Annotated in this window: 13 protein-coding genes; 5 read left to right on the top strand and 8 right to left on the bottom strand. The window is 63.0% G+C overall.

All coding sequences use genetic code 11. The features are described from left to right. Window positions 1–66: 66 nt before the first annotated feature. The 5 genes from dnaA to EJ070_RS05020 all read right to left on the bottom strand — a co-directional run bounded on the left by dnaA (window position 67) and on the right by EJ070_RS05020 (window position 5805). A complete protein-coding gene (gene dnaA / locus EJ070_RS05040; RefSeq protein ID WP_245464820.1) occupies window positions 67–1542 on the bottom strand; it encodes a chromosomal replication initiator protein DnaA in 1476 nt (491 codons plus the stop codon). A 911-nt stretch (window positions 1543–2453) separates the two neighbouring features. Beyond that, window positions 2454–2720 (bottom strand): 30S ribosomal protein S20, encoded by a 267-nt coding sequence (rpsT, locus tag EJ070_RS05035; RefSeq protein ID WP_124996039.1) that lies wholly within the window; start codon window positions 2718–2720, stop codon window positions 2454–2456. Window positions 2721–2869: 149 nt separating this feature from the next. Next, on the bottom strand, window positions 2870–3643 hold the full coding sequence (locus EJ070_RS05030) for an enoyl-CoA hydratase (protein ID WP_126090333.1): 774 nt from the start codon (window positions 3641–3643) through the stop codon (window positions 2870–2872). A 40-nt stretch (window positions 3644–3683) separates the two neighbouring features. Further along, window positions 3684–4574 carry a bifunctional DNA-formamidopyrimidine glycosylase/DNA-(apurinic or apyrimidinic site) lyase gene (gene mutM / locus EJ070_RS05025; protein WP_126090332.1) on the bottom strand — a complete coding sequence of 297 codons (891 nt, stop codon included), beginning with the start codon at window positions 4572–4574 and terminating at the stop codon, window positions 3684–3686. Then, the gene (locus EJ070_RS05020) at window positions 4567–5805 is read right to left on the bottom strand and encodes a phosphopentomutase (RefSeq protein ID WP_126090331.1); all 1239 of its coding nucleotides are present in this window, start codon (window positions 5803–5805) and stop codon (window positions 4567–4569) included. Before EJ070_RS05020 ends, mutM begins: the two co-directional genes overlap by 8 nt. A gap of 136 nt (window positions 5806–5941) precedes the next feature. On the opposite strand from EJ070_RS05020, the gene EJ070_RS05015 reads away from it, so the two are divergent. Further along, on the top strand, window positions 5942–6877 hold the full coding sequence (locus EJ070_RS05015) for a PhnD/SsuA/transferrin family substrate-binding protein (protein WP_126090330.1): 936 nt from the start codon (window positions 5942–5944) through the stop codon (window positions 6875–6877). Window positions 6878–6882: 5 nt separating this feature from the next. On the opposite strand, the gene EJ070_RS05010 is transcribed toward EJ070_RS05015, so the two are convergent. The 3 genes from EJ070_RS05010 to EJ070_RS05000 all read right to left on the bottom strand — a co-directional run bounded on the left by EJ070_RS05010 (window position 6883) and on the right by EJ070_RS05000 (window position 8683). Further along, window positions 6883–7503 carry a TadE/TadG family type IV pilus assembly protein gene (locus EJ070_RS05010; protein WP_126090329.1) on the bottom strand — a complete coding sequence of 207 codons (621 nt, stop codon included), beginning with the start codon at window positions 7501–7503 and terminating at the stop codon, window positions 6883–6885. Window positions 7504–7544: 41 nt separating this feature from the next. Further along, window positions 7545–8129, bottom strand: coding sequence for a TadE/TadG family type IV pilus assembly protein (locus EJ070_RS05005; protein ID WP_126090328.1), 585 nt, complete (start codon window positions 8127–8129; stop codon window positions 7545–7547). Window positions 8130–8263: 134 nt separating this feature from the next. Then, the gene (locus EJ070_RS05000) at window positions 8264–8683 is read right to left on the bottom strand and encodes a pilus assembly protein N-terminal domain-containing protein (RefSeq protein WP_126090327.1); all 420 of its coding nucleotides are present in this window, start codon (window positions 8681–8683) and stop codon (window positions 8264–8266) included. 355 nt (window positions 8684–9038) lie between these two features. On the opposite strand from EJ070_RS05000, the gene EJ070_RS04995 reads away from it, so the two are divergent. From EJ070_RS04995 to EJ070_RS04980, 4 genes are all read left to right on the top strand, one after another. Continuing rightward, window positions 9039–9221 (top strand): Flp family type IVb pilin, encoded by a 183-nt coding sequence (locus EJ070_RS04995; RefSeq protein ID WP_126090326.1) that lies wholly within the window; start codon window positions 9039–9041, stop codon window positions 9219–9221. A gap of 143 nt (window positions 9222–9364) precedes the next feature. Continuing rightward, window positions 9365–9883 carry a prepilin peptidase gene (locus tag EJ070_RS04990; RefSeq protein WP_126090325.1) on the top strand — a complete coding sequence of 173 codons (519 nt, stop codon included), beginning with the start codon at window positions 9365–9367 and terminating at the stop codon, window positions 9881–9883. Window positions 9884–10182: 299 nt separating this feature from the next. Continuing rightward, a complete protein-coding gene (gene cpaB, locus EJ070_RS04985) occupies window positions 10183–10995 on the top strand; it encodes a Flp pilus assembly protein CpaB (RefSeq protein WP_126090324.1) in 813 nt (270 codons plus the stop codon). After that, a complete protein-coding gene (locus EJ070_RS04980; RefSeq protein ID WP_126090323.1) occupies window positions 10992–12521 on the top strand; it encodes a type II and III secretion system protein family protein in 1530 nt (509 codons plus the stop codon). Before cpaB ends, EJ070_RS04980 begins: the two co-directional genes overlap by 4 nt. Window positions 12522–12523 lie beyond the last annotated feature (2 nt).

Raw genomic sequence — 12523 nt, 5'->3', positions numbered from 1 at the left:
GCCGGTTGCGCGGGCTTTCTGGGGATAAAGCCGGCGAACTGCGCCGCCGCCCCTTTTTCGGACCGCTCAGGCCTGCTCGTTGATCAGCCTTCGGAGCAGTTCGAGCTCCTGCGCCAGCGTGTTGTCGGCACCGGAAAGATCCTCGATCTTGCGCACGGCATGGAGCACCGTCGTGTGGTCGCGGCCGCCGAAACGCCGCCCGATTTCCGGCAGCGAGCGCGGCGTCATCACCTTCGACAGATACATTGCCACCTGCCGCGGCTTGACGATGGTGCGCGTGCGCCGGTTGGACAGCAGCTCCGTCTTCGACACGTTGTAGTGGCGCGCCACGATGCGCTGGATGTCCTCGATGCGCACCCGCTTTGGCTCGCCCGAGCGGTAGATGTGGCCGAGGATCTCGTCGATGCGGTCGATGGTGATCTGCGGCTCGAAGGACTGGCGGAACAGAAGCTGGTTGAAGGCGCCTTCGAGCTCGCGTCCGCTGCCTGTCACCGTGCGCGCGACGTGATCGAGGATATCGTCCGAAATGTCGAGCGAGGCATCGTCGACCTTGGCGGTGGCGAGGCGCAGCTTCAGCATGCCGAGGCGCATGGCGAAATCCGGCGCCGACATTTCGAGCGCCACGCCGCCATTGAGGCGCGAACGCACGCGCGGCTCCAGCGATTCCAGTTCCGACGGCGGCCGGTCGGCGGCGACCACCACCTGCTTGGCGCTGTCGAGCAGCATGTTGATCAGGTGGCAGAACTCATGCTGGATCGACTTGCCCTGCAGGAACTGCATGTCGTCGATGATCAGAAGATCGATATCGCGCAATTGCTCTTTGAGGGTGAGCGCATTGTTGTCGCGGATGGCGGTGGCGAAGCGCCACATGAAATATTCCGCCGTTAGATAGACCACGCGCGATTTCGGGTTGTGCCGCAGCGATTCCGCCGCGATCGCCTGCAAAAGGTGCGTCTTGCCCAGTCCGACGGTCGCGTGAAGGAAGAGCGGGTTGAAGCGCACGGCGCTCGACTGCGATTCCGCCACCGCCTTGGCGGCCGCGAAGGCGACCCGGTTCGAGGGTCCTTCGATGAACGAGGCGAAAGTGTAGCGCGGGTCGAGTGGTGACCCCAGCACATTGTGGCGGAACTCGGTCTCCACCGGCGCGCCGCCCTGGCGAGGCGCCGGCGCCCGCTCCACCCGGCCGTTGCTTGCGGTGCCGGCGGCGAGCACGGTCTGCGTCTGTTTGGTCATCTTGCGCGCCGGCGCGATCTCCGGCTCGACATTGTTGCGGCCTTGGCGCGTGGCGGTCCGCACGACGATCTCGATCTTGAGAACGTCGGCATCCTCATGCCTCCAAAGTTCGGCAATAAGGTCGAGATAGTGGCCGTTGATCCACGACCGCAGGAAGGCCGTGGGCACGGAAATACGGACAATGCCGCGCGAAGCCTCGGCAACCTTCATGCGGCCAAACCAGCTCGAATAGACCTCGGCTCCCAGACGCGCCTTAAGCTGGGCCTTGACCCGCTCGAACTTCTGTTCAGCGTCGCTGGATGCCGCCATGCCGTCCCCTCCGACGAAGGTTGTAGGGAATGGGAGTTCGCTCGCTATCTCCCTTTCGATGCCGCTCTGCATGATCAACGTTCCTTGTCTTCTCGTACCCTTTTTCCCGCCGGGAGTGCGCCTCCTGCACCCTCTGGTCCGGCGACGTTTTCGCTGCATCTCCATCGCCGCCGCCGGCGATCTTGTCGCAACGTTGCGCAAGGGACCGATGCCGGCTCTTGCCAGCCGGCTTGATCATGCCAAGGCAATACAACGCCGTCCGGCGAAAACGCCGGCCCAACGTCGACTGCGATGTACAATTACGCCAGTCCCCTACCCACCGAAGAGACAAACCAAGCCGCACGCGGAATTACTCCACGTCATGAATTCCGCCATTTTTTGGTGGCCGATTCAGGCTGGGTCAGGGGCTGAATGCCCGTCCCTTCGATGGATGGACATTACCGAAATCGCTGTGGATAGGGCAAGGCCACGTCTAACCGATTTTTAACGAATCTGGTTAGCGGAGACGCGTTCGAAGCAGGTGCCGTTGGGACAGCTTTTGACAAAGCCATTGTGATTCAAACCCTTTTCCGGCGAATATGAAAAAGGCCGGCCGATACGAAATTTTCTGAAATAATTCGCTTGACAGCTACTTGTCCCCCGCCGCTCCTGCGCGCGTTGAACAAGCTGTGGATGACCATCCGTAATCTTTTGAAAAATAAGCAGAATTTGTGACAGGCCAATTTGCGGCCATGCCTGTATCCGGCAGGCGAAGATATCAGCGATTATGTATATGCCGGCAAAATATTCGCAACTTTGAAATTCGGACCGGACGTCGTTACGCGGACGTTCTTTTTAAGTACTTGCCGGCAAACGAAAAAACCCGGCCTGCGCGGCCGGGTTCAAAGATAACGGTTCCGAATGGAAGTCGGTCAGGCCGACAGCACCTTGACGCGCTGGGCCAGGCGCGAAACCTTGCGGGACGCCGTGTTCTTGTGGATGACGCCCTTGGTGGCGGCACGCATCAATTCCGGCTCCGCGGCCTTGAAGGCTTCCAGCGCCGCGGCCTTGTCGCCGGCGGCGAGCGCCTCTTCGACCTGGCGGACATAGGTGCGGACGCGCGAGCGGCGGTTCTTGTTGATCGCCGCGCGGCGGGCGATCTTGCGCGTTGCCTTTTTGGCCGAAGACGTATTGGCCATGATGCCTCTCTTCTGATCTGGTGGGCGCCAGCGGGGTGCCGCAGGGCGCAAAAAACAAACGGGCAGCCACGGGGCCGCCTCGGTTGGTGCGGCTTATAGTTCAGCTTTTCCGGCGCGTCAACGCCGCGTCGCGGTCTTTTTGGCAACACCTAGCGGTTGGTGAAGTTCGGCTTCCGCTTCTCGACGAAGGCGGCCATGCCTTCCTTCTGGTCGTCGAGCGCGAACAGCGAATGGAACAGGCGGCGCTCGAAGCGCAGGCCTTCGGCAAGCGTCGTCTCATAGGACCGGTTGACGGCTTCCTTGGTCATCATCACCGATGGCAGTGAAAAATCAGCGATCTTCGCCGCCGCCTTCATCGCTTCCTCGACCAGTTCGCCGGCCGGCACGACCCGCGACACCAGCCCGCAGCGTTCGGCTTCGGCGGCGTCCATCATCCGTCCGGTCAGGCACATATCCATCGCCTTCGACTTGCCGACGAAGCGGGTCAGCCGCTGCGATCCGCCCATGCCCGGCATGACGCCGAGCGTAATTTCGGGTTGGCCGAACTTCGCATTGTCGGCGGCGATGATGAAATCGCACATCATGGCCAGTTCGCAGCCGCCGCCCAGCGCGTAGCCGGCCACCGCCGCGATGATCGGCTTGCGGGCACGCGTGAGCTCTTCCCAGCCGACGAAGAAGTCTTGGGTATAGGCGTCCACGAAGGCGATCGCCTGCATTTCCTTGATGTCGGCGCCGGCGGCGAAGGCCTTTTCCGAACCCGTAAGGACCATCGCGCCGATGCCGGCATCGGCGTTGAACGCATTCACCGCGGCTACGACTTCCGTCATCACCTGCGAATTCAGCGCGTTGAGCGCCTTCGGCCGGTTCAGCGTGATCAGCCCGACCTTGCCGCGTGTCTCCGCGAGAATGGTTTCATAGGTCATGGCGTGGTCTCCTCGCTTCGGTTGAGGAGACCGGTCTAGCTCACCGCTGACAGGTCCGGCAATAGAATGTCGAGCGGCCGCTCTGCACGATGCGCTCGATATGGCCGCCGCACCCTGGCTTCGGACATGACTCGCCCTCGCGGTCGTAAACGGCGAAGGAATGCTGGAAATAGCCGAGCGATCCATCGGCCTGGACATAGTCGCGCAGCGACGATCCGCCGGCGGCGATCGCATCGGCGATGACCGAGCGGATCGCTTCGGCCAGGCGTTCGCATTGCTCTTTGGCTTTCTTGCCGGAGCCGGCGATGGTGCCGGCTTCGCGCAGCGGCGACAGGCCGGCGCGCCACAGCGCCTCCGACACATATATATTGCCGAGCCCCGCGATCAGCCGCTGGTCGAGCAGTGCTGCCTTGAGCGGCGATCTGCGGCCCTTGAGCAGCGAGGCGAGCAGGGGGCCGTCGAGCGCGTTGCCGGTCGGCTCGATGCCCAGCCCGGCCAGCATCGGATGCGCGTCCGGCGCCCCCTCGGCAAACAGCATGAAGCCGAAACGGCGCGGGTCGTTGAAGATGACACGGGACCGCTCGCCCTTCGGCGAGGCGACATCGAACACGACATGGTCGTGTGCCGCGCTCTTCGACCGTTCGTGGCGAAAGGCGCCGGGGATGTCGCTGCCCTCGGCGGTTTCGATTCGGAACGATCCGGACATGCCGAGATGACAGATCAGCACCGGACCGTCTTCGATATGCATCGTCAGATACTTGGCGCGCCGGCCAAGCGCCGTCACGGTCTTGCCGGTAAGCCGCTCCGAGAAGCGCTCGGGAAAAGGAAAGCGAAGATCGGGCCTGCGCGCCTCGACGTTGACGAGGCGGGCCCCCTCCAGAACCGGCTGCAGCCCCCGCCGCACGGTTTCGACCTCGGGCAGTTCAGGCATGGCCGCCTGTCGTTGCAAGGAAAGAGGTGCCGTGACGGCCGGGCGCCAGGCCAAGATGGTCGGCGACGGTTTCACCGATGTCGGCGAAGGTTGGCCTCAGCCCGATGTCGCCGCCCTTCAGCCCCGGCCCGATGCCGATCACCGGGACGCGTTCCCGCGTGTGGTCGGTCCCGCGCCAGGTAGGGTCATTGCCGTGATCGGCGGTGAGGATGAGCAGGTCACCCGGCCTGATGCGCGACAGCGCCTCCGGCAGCCGGCGGTCGAAGGCCTCGAGCGCTCCGGCATAGCCGGCGACATCGCGCCGGTGGCCGAACTCGGTGTCGAAATCGACGAAATTGGCAAAGACCAGATCGCCCTCGCCGGCGTCGTCCATGGCGCCCAGCGCCTCGTCGAACATCGCCATGTTGCCGCCCGCCTTGCGCACCTCCGAGATGCCGCGATGGGCGAAGATGTCGCCGATCTTGCCGACGGCGATGACCTTGCTGCCACGTTTCGTCAGCCGGTCGAGCAAGGTCGGCTCCGGCGGCGGCACGGCATAGTCGCGGCGGTTGTGGGTGCGCTGGAAGGTGGCTGACGTCTCGCCGACGAAGGGCCGCGCGATCACCCGCCCGATCTTCAGCGGATCCACCAGCCGGCGCACCGTCAGGCAAAGCTCGTAAAGTCGCTCCAGGCCGAAATGCGTCTCGTGCGCTGCGATCTGCAACACGGAGTCCACTGAGGTGTAACAGATCGGCTTGCCGGTGCGGATGTGCTCCTCGCCGAAGCGCTCGATGATCTCGGTTCCGGGCGCATGGCAATCACCGAGGATGCCCGGCACCTGACCTTCGCGGATGATCGCTTCCGTCAACGCGGCCGGGAAGGCCGGCGCGGTATCGGGAAAATAGCCCCAGTCGAAACGCACCGGCAGGCCGGCGATCTCCCAATGGCCCGAAGGCGTGTCCTTGCCGCTCGAGACCTCCTGGGCGGCGCCATGGAAGGACGAGGCAAGCAACGGCATGTCGAGGTCGAGCTTCAGCCCTGTCGCCGTCTCTGCCGCCCGCGCGAGCCCGAGCGAGACCATGTTGGGCACGGCGAGCGGCCCCCGGCGCAACCCTTCGCGATCCGCCCGGCCCTCGGCGCAGGCCTGCGCGATATGTCCGAACGTGTTGGCGCCGGTGTCGCCGTAGCGTCCGGCGTCGGCTGCTCCGCCTATGCCGAAAGAATCGAGAACGAATAAGAAAGCCCGCGCCATAGGGTGCCGTCGTTGCCAGTCCAGGCAGCCAGACATAAGGTTCCATGGCGGCATTGGCAAATCGGAAACCGAACCGCAACCGGCTTGGCGCCATAGTCCAGCAATCGGGCGCAGTGTCGGCGGGAGTACGGCGAGGATGGGCAAGGGCGAAAGATCCGCGGCAAGCCTGGCTTTGAGGACGTGCGCGGCGGCCTTCGCAGTGCTCTGCGCGGCCTCGTCCGCGCGCGCCGACTGGCGCGGCGACATCGGCACGTTTCGCATCGGCATCGTCGCCGAGCCCGGTGGCGGCAATACTGTTCCCGGGCTGGCACGCCTGACGGATGCCTATACAAACGCGCTCGGCATGAAGGTGGAGTTCGTGGTGGCCCGCGACTATGCGGCGCTGATCGAGGCGCAGGCGAGCGGCCGGGTCCAATATGCGATCTATTCGGCGCTCGCTTATGCCGCGGCTTCCGAGCGATGCGGCTGTGTTGAGCCGCTGGTGGCTCCGGTCGATACCGATGGAGCCGTCGGCATCCGTTCCGTGCTGGTGACGCGCGACGGCAAAGTGCCGGACCTCGCCGCCATGGCCTCGCATCGGATCGCGATCGCTCCCGCCGACAATGTCGGCGGTTCCCTGCTGCCGCTGACCGGGCTGGCTGGCGAAGGCGCAAAGATCGCGGAAGATTCACCCTTCCTGACCCGTGCCGTCTCGGCCACGGCGGCCGAGACGATGCTCAGCGACGGCGAAGCCGACGGCCTGTTCGGCTGGGAACCTGTCGGCGCCGATGGCCAGCCCACCGGTACGGGAGGCACGATCGTTCGGCTCGAGGCCGCCGGTGTCCCGAAGGCATCGCTTCGGGTGCTATGGACCTCGGCTCCGATGCGATATGGCCCTCATGCCGTGCGCAGCGATCTCGATGCCGAAGCGAAGCGTAGGCTGGCCGTCTTCCTGACCAATCTCAGGTCGCTCACTCCCGACGTCTACGATCTCCTGGAGTCGGAGCATTCCGGCGGGTTCGAGCTCGCCGCATCAAAAGACTATGCAGCGGCGCTGGCCATCCTGCGGCGGGAAGCGGGCGGCCAGGAATAGTCTTGTCAGCAGTCGCTGCAGGGGACCGTGGGACCGCGCCGAGGCCTCAGATAGTAGGTTTCGCCCATCGATATGTTGTTGAAGGCCGAGGTCAACCCAAGCGCTTTCGAATCGTTGGCGGACCAGGTGATGATCGGCTTATAGCCGAGGTCGCTTTCCACACGGACAAGGAAGGTGTTGCGGATCTTCAGCGTCGTCGGAACCGTGGTGATGCTGTCCTTCGCCGCGTCGGCGCTGTAGGTGCTGCCCACCAGCTTGCGTGACCACGCGACCTGTACCTTTGGCGACGCCTCGTCGGTGATCTGGACCCCGGTAATGATGATCGTCGGCGTGGAGCGGTTGTAGGGCTGCAGCGTCGACGTGCCGATCTTCATTATCGCATCGAGATCGGCTTTCTGGACCGCCGTCTGCTGCGTGACGAGATCAGCCACCATGCTGCCGATGCGACTGACCTTCTTGCTGGTCTCGATCGCCTGCGAGGCCTCCATCGTGATGAAATACATGATGAGCAGCACCGGCACGATAAACGCGAACTCGATTGCCGCGACGCCACTGCGATCACGGCAAAACCGCGCAGCCCCTGCAGCGATGGCTGAAATTCCCCGGTGTGCCCCCGCACGGTACATTTTTACCTCCACGCCGCCACAGTCTCAGCCGGCGAGCAGTCTCAGTTGTCGTCGAATGGTTCGTTCTGCCAGGTCACAGACGCGAAATGCAGTGTCTTTCCGTCCTTCAGATTGGCCATCTGCTTGGCCAGGAAATCGGTCATGACGGGCCATTTGTAGAAAACCCTCAGCATATTCCTGGTTTCCGCCAGCCCGGGAGAAACCGAGAAAGTCGTCGAGTTCGTGCCTTGCGTCAGCACGATGTCGCCGTCCACGATCTTGAAGCCGGCCGAGGCGGCGTCGGCGAAGGTCGGGTATTCGCGAAGGTCGACCAGCAGTCCGGGGCAATTCTTGGCCACCATGATCTCCATCCTGCTGCAGATCAGCTGCTTGATCGAGTCTTCCGTGACGGTTGCCTTCCTGAGCTGTCCGGTCCGCAACTGGCGCGCGACATCGTCGGTGATGTTGGCCATCACCTCCTGGCCGGCGAAGGAGATACAGCTTTCGAGGATGGCGAAGACGAGCAGGGCGAACGGTATGGCCAGCAGCGCGAATTCCATCGCGGTGCTGCCACGCTTGTCGCTGAAGAAGCCATGCCGGGGCTTTGCCCGCGCCTTACCGCCCCCGGATGCCGGATCCTTGCTCATATCCCGTTCCTGCCGATCCCCCTGCAATGTCGGCGGCAACATAGCGGCAACCCATTGAGGTCCTGTTTGGAAGAGCGCTAAATTCGCTGGCCGACCTTTAACCCGCTATTAACAGCGCGGGTACCGCCGGCCTCTCAGCGGCCGGCGTTCATTTCAGTTTCGGAAGCTCTCTCGGCGTCCGTCTTGTACGAGCTCTCGCAATAGGGCGTGCAGGACATGGTCTGGACTTCGGAGCGCCTGTAGATGCGCACCGAAGACGCGGCCTGCCGGACGACCGTCACCTGCTCATCGATGATGGGGCTGCCGTCCGAGTCGAGCACGACCAGATTGGTGACGCCGAAACCCTTGCCGGTGAGAACGACCGTCGAGGCATCCTGCACCGAGGCGTCGGCGATTGCCGGATTGCCGATGACGATCGTATCGGCCGCGCGCGCCAACTTGACGATCTTTGCCTGATTCATGGTGACCTCGATGCCGGCGCCGGCATTGGCTGGCATGACGAACGCGGCAATTGCCACCAGCGCGGCAACTGAAAATGATCTCGACAAGGTCATCGATGCGCTCCGGGGCGGCAGACTGTTCAACGGAACATGAACGAGATTGGTGAACCAACGGTTAAACGCTGGGTGGGCGCGATAAGGATTGGTCGCCTTGAGGCCCAGGCCAAGCAGCATGCGCTGTTTTAGCATTGTCGCGGGTGTGCCGGAACTGCGCCCTTTTTCTGCCCGTCGGTCTGCTTCTGGAGGTTTAGGCCACGGTTAACCAAGCAACGGGTTCGCCGCCGGAAAGGAATCGGTAAGGGTATTTATTAAGCCGATTGAAAGGGCTTCTCCCTAGATTCGCAGCATCCGATCAACCGCCAAGAGAAGTTGACGGAAGTGCTGTAACACGTGGAGTAGGAGCTCTCGAATGTCTAACCTCATCGCACGTTTTGTGAAGGATGAATCCGGCGCGACCGCCATCGAATATGGTCTGATCGCCGCTCTCATCGCGCTCGCCATCATGGTCGGCGCCGGCTCGCTTGGCACCGCCCTGAACAGCAAGTTCACGGCCATTGCAAACGCCGTTTCCAACGCCCCGTCGGGTGGTTGATAAGATCGCGCATTTCGAATGCGAGGGGCCGCCTTTGGGCGGCCCTTCTCTTATGCAGCCCGACGATTTGAACATCCGGTCTCATCAATCGTTAATTCGCCGAGCCTAGACTGGCGGTCGATTCCCATGCGGGTCCTTCGTCCATGCTTGTAGCCGTGATCTTCGTCGTCTTTCCCTTCTGCATGCTGTTTGCTGCCGTCTCCGACACCTTGTCGATGACGATTGCCAACCGCGTGCCGGTGCTGCTCGTGGCGACGTTCGCCGTGGTGGCTCCGTTGACCGGGATGGACTGGGCAACCTACGGTTGGCACTTGGCGGCCGGTTCCCTGGTGCTGGCGGTGACCTTCGGCCTGTTCGCGCTCGGGGGCATGGGCGGCGGCGATGCCAAGCTCCTGGCGGCGACCGCCGTATGGATGGGGCTCAACATCAATCTCGTCGGCTATCTGGTGACCTCGACATTGATCGGCGGCCTGCTGACGATCGCCATTCTGGCGTACCGGAAATCACCGCTTGCGATCTACACCGGCCACAACCGTTTTCTGCGCCATTTCGCCGACGAGCGGGTGGGCATTCCCTATGGCGTCGCGCTTGGGCTCGGTGGGCTCATCACCTTTCCCGATTCTCCGCTGATGGTCTGGGCGCTGAACAGGCTCACCACCTAAGGTGCATCGCGATCTTTCAGATACGGCCGGTGCGCTTTGGGTTTTTGATTTTACGCATATTTTTGTCCCGAAACCGGTTCCCGCTTTCGGGAGGCGTGCTTTTGCTTGTCCCATGAGCAAGAGGGTTTCTCGAGGCGGCGTGGCCGCCTTTTTCGTTAACGGCAAGCGGTTCCATCTAATTTGAGTAAACCTTAAATTAATCACGATCGTAAGCATTGCATTAACCTTGTTTTGACGATTGCGGCTGCAAAGTCCGGCCTGGCGAGGTGGTTTGCCTTGAGGCGAAGGGTTCGGACGAAATGCCAGCATCCCGACTGATTATTCTGGGCGTGGCGGTGGCCGCGGCGGGCGGCGCGGGTTATGTCGCAAAGAACATGGTAGCGGCGCCGCCGCCCCAGGTCGTCCTCGACGCTCCCAAGGAACCGGCGATCGCGCTGCAGGACGTGCTGGTGTTGTCCGGCGACGTTGCGATGGGCAGCCAGCTCGACAACAACATCGGCTGGGAGCAGTGGCCGGCCAGCGGCGTCAACGCCAATTTCATCACCCGTGCCGCTGAGCCGGACGCGCTCGAAAAGCTCAAGGGTTCGGTCGCCCGCGTGGCCATGTATACCGGCGAGCCGCTGCGGCGCTCCAAACTGGTCGGCGAAGGGCAGAGCTTCATGTCGTCGATCCTGCCGTCCGGCATGCGCGCCGTGGCGACCGCGATATCGGCAGACACGTCGGCCGGCGGCTTCATCCTGCCGAATGATTTCGTCGACGTCATCATGACCCGGCGCTCGGATACCGGCAATGGCGGCAGCGGCTTCAGCACCGAGACCATCCTCAAGAACATCCGCGTCCTGGCCATCGACCAGACCATCCAGGAGGACGAGGAGGGCAAGAAGACCAGGGTCGGCCAGACCGCGACGCTGGAGCTGACACCGCAGCAGGCCGAGATCATCACGGTGGCGCAGCAGATGGCGGACCGCCTGACATTGGCACTGCGTCCGATCGTGGACACGAATGAGAAGAACCTGGGCGAGGCCGACTATCTGGTGAACGGCAACGGCCGGCGCGGCACGGTGCGGTTGATCAAGTCGGGCGAAGTTTCCGAAGTGGGAGCAAGGAAATGAGGCTAAACGGTAAACTGCCCGTCATGGCGGCAGCGGCAATCGGCCTGTTCCTGCTCGGCGCCAATGCACCCGGCCTCGTCGAGGCCAAGGCCGCGAACAGGGCGGCAGGCGTGACGGCCTCGGTTGCCACGCAGCGCGTCAAGCTCGGTCTCAACAAGTCGGTGGTCATCGATCTGCCGAACGACGCCTACGACATCCTCGTCGCCAATCCGGCGGTCGCGGATGCGGTCACGCGCACGGCGCGCCGCATCTATCTGTTCGGCAAGGCGGTCGGCGAAACCAATATCTTCGTCTTCGGCCCCAACGGCGAACAGATCGCCAGCCTCGACCTGGCGGTCGAACGCGACGTCGCCGGACTGGAAGACTATCTCAAGCGCTTCCTCCCGACGTCGCAGATCAAGGTCGAGCTGCTGAACGACAACGTGATCCTCACCGGCGACGTGGACACGCCGCTCGACGCCAAGCGCGCCGTCGACCTGGCCACCATCTTCGTCTCGGGCGGTGAAGCGACAACCGGCCAGTATTCGCAGACAGCCGCCGGCGGCTCGGCCAACGGCGGCGTCGACATCAACAATCCCGACGCCGAACGCCGTGTCTCCAAGATCGTAAATCTGCTGCAGATCATCGGCGACGATCAGGTGACGCTGAAGGTGACGGTAGCCGAAGTCAGCCGCTCGGTGATGAAGCAGCTCGGCGTCAACATGGTCGGCAACGGCGGCAGCAACGGCATTTCCTGGGGCGCGCTCAGTGACAATTTCACCGGCCTCGGCAAGCAACTGTCCAATTCGGGCGTCAATTTCGGGACGTCCTCGATCCAGGCCTATATCAATGCCATGGAATCGGCCGGTGTCATGAAGACGCTGGCGGAGCCCACGCTCACCGCTGTGTCCGGTGAGAAAGCGACCTTCAAGGTCGGCGGCGAATACAACATGGTGACCGGTGTTTCCGCCAACGTCTCCAACGACAACCAGACCGGTCTGAAGACCTTTTCGCTCGAGAAGATCGAATACGGCATCGGATTGGAGTTCCAGCCGGTGGTGCTGTCACCGGGTCGCATCAGCCTGAAGGTGAGGACCGCCGTTTCCGAGCCGACAACAGAGGCATCGGTTTCGCTTTCGGATGGCGGGAGGAGCCCTGGCATGAACGCCTTGTCGCTGCGCAAGCGCCTGGCCGATACGACGGTGGAACTGCCTTCCGGCGGCTCGATGATGATCGCGGGTCTCGTCCGCGACGATGTCAGGCAGGCTGTCAACGGATTGCCCGGGCTCACCAAGATCCCCGTCCTCGGCGCGCTCTTCCGCAGCCGCGACTTCGTGCGCAACGAGAGCGAGCTCGTCATCATCATCACCCCCTATCTGGCGCGGCCGGTGGCGCGCAACGAACTGGCGAAGCCCGACGATAATTTCAATGCGCCGAGCGATGGCGCCGGCATGTTCCTTGGCCGTGTCAATCGCGTCTACGGCACCATGCAGACCGATAGGCCGGCGGGCCGTTACCACGGCGTCGTCGGCTTCATCTACAAATGAGC

It is taken from the genome of Mesorhizobium sp. M1E.F.Ca.ET.045.02.1.1 (genome assembly GCF_003952485.1).
In the GTDB taxonomy this organism is placed as follows: domain Bacteria; phylum Pseudomonadota; class Alphaproteobacteria; order Rhizobiales; family Rhizobiaceae; genus Mesorhizobium.
The sequence above is the reverse complement of the archived record's forward strand: the minus strand, read 5'-3'. Positions and strand labels throughout refer to the sequence as shown.

Bases quoted from the DNA above. Each gene is read 5' to 3' on its own strand.
- dnaA (WP_245464820.1), bottom strand. From the start codon at position 1,542: ATGGCGGCATCCAGCGACGCTGAACAGAAGTTCGAGCGGGTCAAGGCC.
- rpsT (WP_124996039.1), bottom strand. From the start codon at position 2,720: ATGGCCAATACGTCTTCGGCCAAAAAGGCAACGCGCAAGATCGCCCGC.
- EJ070_RS05030 (WP_126090333.1), bottom strand. From the start codon at position 3,643: ATGACCTATGAAACCATTCTCGCGGAGACACGCGGCAAGGTCGGGCTG.
- mutM (WP_126090332.1), bottom strand. From the start codon at position 4,574: ATGCCTGAACTGCCCGAGGTCGAAACCGTGCGGCGGGGGCTGCAGCCG.
- EJ070_RS05020 (WP_126090331.1), bottom strand. From the start codon at position 5,805: ATGGCGCGGGCTTTCTTATTCGTTCTCGATTCTTTCGGCATAGGCGGA.
- EJ070_RS05015 (WP_126090330.1), top strand. From the start codon at position 5,942: ATGGGCAAGGGCGAAAGATCCGCGGCAAGCCTGGCTTTGAGGACGTGC.
- EJ070_RS05010 (WP_126090329.1), bottom strand. From the start codon at position 7,503: ATGTACCGTGCGGGGGCACACCGGGGAATTTCAGCCATCGCTGCAGGG.
- EJ070_RS05005 (WP_126090328.1), bottom strand. From the start codon at position 8,129: ATGAGCAAGGATCCGGCATCCGGGGGCGGTAAGGCGCGGGCAAAGCCC.
- EJ070_RS05000 (WP_126090327.1), bottom strand. From the start codon at position 8,683: ATGACCTTGTCGAGATCATTTTCAGTTGCCGCGCTGGTGGCAATTGCC.
- EJ070_RS04995 (WP_126090326.1), top strand. From the start codon at position 9,039: ATGTCTAACCTCATCGCACGTTTTGTGAAGGATGAATCCGGCGCGACC.
- EJ070_RS04990 (WP_126090325.1), top strand. From the start codon at position 9,365: ATGCTTGTAGCCGTGATCTTCGTCGTCTTTCCCTTCTGCATGCTGTTT.
- cpaB (WP_126090324.1), top strand. From the start codon at position 10,183: ATGCCAGCATCCCGACTGATTATTCTGGGCGTGGCGGTGGCCGCGGCG.
- EJ070_RS04980 (WP_126090323.1), top strand. From the start codon at position 10,992: ATGAGGCTAAACGGTAAACTGCCCGTCATGGCGGCAGCGGCAATCGGC.